Origin of the sequence: Faecalibacterium sp. OM04-11BH, assembly GCF_003482185.1 — a bacterium.
Lineage (GTDB): Bacteria > Bacillota > Clostridia > Oscillospirales > Ruminococcaceae > Faecalibacterium > Faecalibacterium tardum.
Genome location: NZ_QULS01000045.1, coordinates 1 through 1,855, shown reverse-complemented (window position 1 = coordinate 1,855; position 1,855 = coordinate 1). Strand labels below are relative to the sequence as shown.

General features: G+C 38.9%; 1 protein-coding gene. It reads right to left on the bottom strand.

Annotated elements, in window-relative coordinates; all coding sequences use genetic code 11:
• Positions 1-235: 235 nt before the first annotated feature.
• Complete coding sequence (locus DXB44_RS14300; protein ID WP_118659099.1) at positions 236-1,537, bottom strand: IS30 family transposase; 1,302 nt, start codon at positions 1,535-1,537, stop codon at positions 236-238.
• Between the last annotated feature and the right edge of the window lie 318 nt (positions 1,538-1,855).

Below are 1,855 nucleotides of genomic sequence, written 5' to 3'. Positions count from 1 at the left end.
GCTTGAATGAAATACTCATTGCAGTCCATTGAACCTCATCTCTTCGTATTTGCCCTTCTCTGGGCTTTTGTGTAACATCATTTTGCTTAAATCAACAATTTCTTCCATAATTTACGTCGTTTTTTGTTTCTTTGCTAATACAAAAGGGTATAGCAAAGCTAAGGCTGCCAATATAATTTGCAAAAGTAATTGCAGCCTCTATGTTAAAAGAAAAAGGACAAAAGTCCATATAAGATCAATCATCCAGTAAATCTGGCGTCAGCAGCACATTGTCTGACTCAATTTCTTTCATATTAAGAAGGTTCATCAGAACACGCATATCTTCATCTTCAGATGCCACCTGCCACGGAGAACGTCCTCCCAAACTTTCTCTTCTGATACTGTTAATATGGTTCATCAATAGAACCACCTTTTCCTCTGTGAGAAATGCCATACTCTTTCCTTTGGGAATAATATATCGAATAAACTCATGGTTCTTTTCAACTTTCGGCTTCTGCCATGAAGCCATTGGGTCACAGTAGAAAATTTTTGTCCTATCTTCGAGTTCCTTTGTAGTTTCTAAACGATCAGCATACTTAAACTCGCTACCATTGTCAGTCAATACAACAGGAAATAGCCTCATAAACCGCTCTAATCCAAGCCCATCCTCAAGGAAATCGAACACCGCCGTAACTGATTCTGCCTTGCAATCTGAGAGAAGAAAAATCAGCATCACACTATTCTTCCGAAAAATCATTGTAAGGAGACATTGCGATTTCTCACGTTTTCCTTTAACTGTATCCATCTCAACGACTTGATTTTCATCCGTATTCTCTATATAACTCTTAAACGCCTCATATGTGCGCCCCTGCCGACATATTTGCCTGTCCAACCTGTCGTTGTTGTGTTTCTTTTTACGCTTTCTATAAACTACTTTCCTTCGAAGATCAATATTTTTTATGGTCAATTCACCGGCATCAATATAATTATATATTGTCCTCAAACCTACCGGCAACTCATTTTGATGTTCAGAAACAATATGGCTTAAAGGCTGGCCTTTCTTCACTAGTCCCGAAACCAAGTTATCTACCTGTTCCAGCTCAGTTTCATTTAATCTAATTCCTTTTCTGGTATCGCTCCGTCTTTTCGCCGCTTTCTCATCGGCCGACTTAGCCGTATAAACGTACATTTCCGAATTACAAAACGGTCGGCTCTTACAATTATTACACACATACGGTGATGAATTAATCATTAAACAGTATGTCTTACTGTACGTCTTACAGTATTCATGGCAATTCTTTATTTTACATGCTACACATTTTCGTTTGCATTCTGGCTTATCGCAAAGATTCCTTTTTTCACAAATATTAGCTCTTCTACAATCATTTCCAAAATAAGTACGATGCGAAACCAAGGTCCTGTTGCTTTTAATTTCTCGAGCTATGGTTGTTGGGTGGCGATCCAGTTTTAATCCAATTTCTTCGAGCGTCATCCCTTGATATAAACTGATTTCAATGACAGAACGCTCTTGTAATGTAAGCTTACTCTTTCTTTTCAACTGTCTTACCCCCTTTTACCATTTGAGGGCTCTGCCCTCAAACTCCCGCGGTTTTACGCATTCATTTTCCAGGAGGACATTTTCTGTTTATATGCAAAAAAGGACGGCTTTCAAAAAAGTCGTCCTCCTGCAAAAGCCAGCAGGCCGCTCAAGTTGCACCGCTGCATTGCTCTATCCTGCCTACTGGTAAAAGCACTTTCAGTATATCTAAAAGTGTATTTCTTGTCAATTGTCCATATCTTGTGCAAATTTAATCGCTTTTCTAGGGGGGTAGGATTTTCTCTGTCTTTGGTTGCAATTACTTTTTCATTTTAGGGC